The following is a 3,059-nucleotide window of genomic DNA, read 5'->3' as shown; positions in this document are numbered from 1 at the left end:
CGTTGCCATACCGCCTGTCCCAATGGTCAGCGCCACAGCGGCCGTCCCTATCGCGGCATAAACCGCCCCTTTAACCACACCACACACGATATCGGCGAAGATTGACGAGTGCATTAATTTATCGCCTTGCTTGGCTGCGAAAAATTCATTTCCCATATCTCTATCCTTATAAAATAAACAATAAATCGTCAGTGGGTATGGTTAAAACATCGGGATTGCATTAATTGGGCGATGGCGTAAAACTGTCTCTTAACGCTTGCCATTGCGCCTGCTCAGTATTGGAAAACGGTTTAATTTGGCAGTAAGTCAACACCACTATTTTATTTTCGAGACGAAAAGCGGCGATCCACTGATAAATAGGGATCCCTTTTTGTTTGGTTTCACAATAGATTTCACAGCCCGTAACTCCTTTTTCGGTACGAAAATCTGTGGGTGCTTTTACCACCGCATTTTTCATTTCACGTTTGATGGCCGACAACTGTCCAGCCAGATAGTCATTGAGGGTTATCTCTGGAGCCACTACATCACGCGTAATAGAAATACTGCCTTGTCGCGTAGGGAAACGCAGCATATTAAGACTATTGTCTTGATATTCTTCATCCGGTAATGTGATAGCACCTTCTTGGAATTGATAATTCATGGCTTACCTTATTACTTTTTAGGGAAAAACTGATCTTTCGCTTGAGCGATAGTGCTGGTATCTGGTTCCATCTTAAGGTTTCCGGGACCTGCCCCGTCCATATTCAAATCTAATAACTCACCAGTACCAATCCGACCGCTACCGTGGCCGTAAAAATCAAAGTTGTTACACACTAAGGTGATAGTCCCGTCAGGGTTTAATTGAAGTGCCGAGTTGCCACTAATTAAACGAATACCTTGGGCTGATGCGATCAACACTTCACCATCCACGATTGAATGCTGCTTACCAAACACGATATTTTTTTGATCCGCTTGAACCGCCGTAGTTTGCGTACCATGTACTGAGATCTTTTGGTTTTGCATAACGGTTTCAGTATGATTGGCGCCTACCGTCGTTCCTTTATCGTTTTGGACGACGGTATTCATATCCTTCTGCGCATGAAGAAACACCTCTTGCTTACCGCCCGCATCTTCAAAACGCAATTCATTAAAACCTTCCCCTTTGTGGGTTTGGCTACGGAAAGTGGTTTGTGTCTTATTCTCTGGGAACTTAATCGGTGGTGCGTTACGACCATCATAGGTACAACCGGTAATTATCGGTCTGTCGATATCCCCATTCAGGTAACTGACCAGCACTTGTGTGCCGATGCGCGGTACCGCAGAAAAACCATAACCATTTCCACTCCAACCCATGGCAACCCGCACCCAGCATGAAGCACTGTGATCGGCACTTCCCCGACGATCCCAATGAAAATGCACTTTCACGGCGCCATATTCATTGACGTAGATTTCTTCCCCCGGTGGTCCTACCACCGTCGCCATTTCATCGCCGTCCGCCGTCGGTTTATAACGATAAGGGGGACGCCACTCTTGCGTGCCCGGAATAAAGGAGACGCTATTCGACAGTTGTGTGCCTTCGCCCCCGCTATTGTCCGCCAGTGGCTGTACACCATGATGGCTGACGCTGATCACTTGCCAGCGATCATTCATCGGCTGATGGGGATGCTGAGATAAGGTGAAGATTTTGCCGGGCATCAGCGCAAAACAGTTTGTTGTCGCTTGTCCCACTTTGCTGCCGTTACGTAATTGCTCAAAGCGCACCTGTGTCAGAGGTCGACCTTCATCGTCTAATTGAAAACGACCATAACTTTCAAACACACTGTGCTGTCCCCCCTGCTCAATTTTGTTTTCATGAGACAACGGATAAGAAGGACGCACAAAGTTGTTGTCTTTATGGATAGTTTCATCCACACACAAATATTCGCCATATTGCCAAGTCATGGCAGTGCTATCGCTGATATCGGTGTCGGCCTGCGGGTTATAGGTGAGGTGAATACCCGCCGTCATCCCCATATGTTCATCGCTGTAAAACAGTTGTTCTTCTTCAAACCAGAAGTTAATGCCCTCTTCAAACGCCAGTCGACACCAAAAATCAAATGCGGATTCGCGTTTTTGGGTGGTGTAGAGACGTTCAGGGTGTAGATCTTCACGGTAGAATTGGTAATCCGCTTTAACATGGGCCTCATCCAATAAGGTTTTTAAGATGGTCGGCACCGATTGATGTTGAAAAATACGGCTGTCTTGATTGAGGGTCATCACCCACATTTCAGGGCGAATATCGAAGTGATACCACGTTTTCACTCCGTCGGTATTGCCTTGTACTGCCCCGGCTAAGATACCGTTGACTTTGCGGATCAACACCCCATCACGTTTGACCGTTAATGATGAGGCTAAGCCAAGATGGCGCTGAAAATCGATAAAGGGTAAGGCACTGACCGCACTGATGGACAGCGAAAATAGCGAGGATAATCCTTCAGTAAGATTAAATTCGGTGACTTGGAAGGTGTCGTCAGGCAATCCACCAATGGTGCAAGTGAACACCAAACCACTTTCGAGGCTGTCCATGCCTAATGCATCAAGTAACGCCCCATGGGCCGCTTGGAGTGCTTGGTTTTCAGCGAATGTTTGTCCACCGGTAAAACCGCCACCGTGGATCAGGGGATGAGCCGTCACCCTATTGGCCGATGCGCTGGCTGATTGCGTGAGCGAGGCCGCTGCTGAGGCCATCCCGGCCACCTTTTGCGTGGGTGTCGATAGCGTTTCGTTCACTTTGGATTGCACCCTATTTTTTACTTGATTGATGGCTTCATCTTTTAAAACGGATGCCGGGTCAATGGGCGTTGATTTCGGATCTTTGCTAAGCATAATCTGCCTCCATGCAAAAATGGATAAAGAAAAGGGAACAATACAAAATAAGGACGAGCCCCCAAGGACTCGTCATAACGGTATTACGCTTCGAGAGGCGCACGCCAGTCATCCGCACCAGACGTTCCAGCAACAGTGTGCTCCCAGTCAATTTTGCGGTAAGAGAGGGAGACTTCGATAAGTTGCGTGAAGTCGGCTTTAGCCGGATCTTGGCA

General features: G+C 47.7%; 2 protein-coding genes and 1 pseudogene. All 3 read right to left on the bottom strand.

Annotation, left to right across the window (positions count from 1 at the left end):
• Window positions 1–220: 220 nt before the first annotated feature.
• On the bottom strand, window positions 221–640 hold the full coding sequence (locus tag AACV00_RS17585) for a DcrB-related protein (RefSeq protein ID WP_004251951.1): 420 nt from the start codon (window positions 638–640) through the stop codon (window positions 221–223).
• An 11-nt stretch (window positions 641–651) separates the two neighbouring features.
• Window positions 652–2,844: a type VI secretion system Vgr family protein gene (locus AACV00_RS17580; protein WP_161679887.1), complete on the bottom strand. Its 2,193-nt coding sequence runs from the start codon at window positions 2,842–2,844 to the stop codon at window positions 652–654.
• Between the two features lie 83 nt (window positions 2,845–2,927).
• Window positions 2,928–3,059 (bottom strand): annotated as a pseudogene (locus tag AACV00_RS17575) (type VI secretion system tube protein Hcp); the annotation flags it as partial.

The sequence above is a fragment of the Proteus sp. G3927 genome (assembly GCF_963894685.1).
GTDB lineage: Bacteria > Pseudomonadota > Gammaproteobacteria > Enterobacterales > Enterobacteriaceae > Proteus > Proteus mirabilis.
Note: the sequence above shows the minus strand (reverse complement) of the source record. Positions and strands in the feature narration are given on the sequence as shown.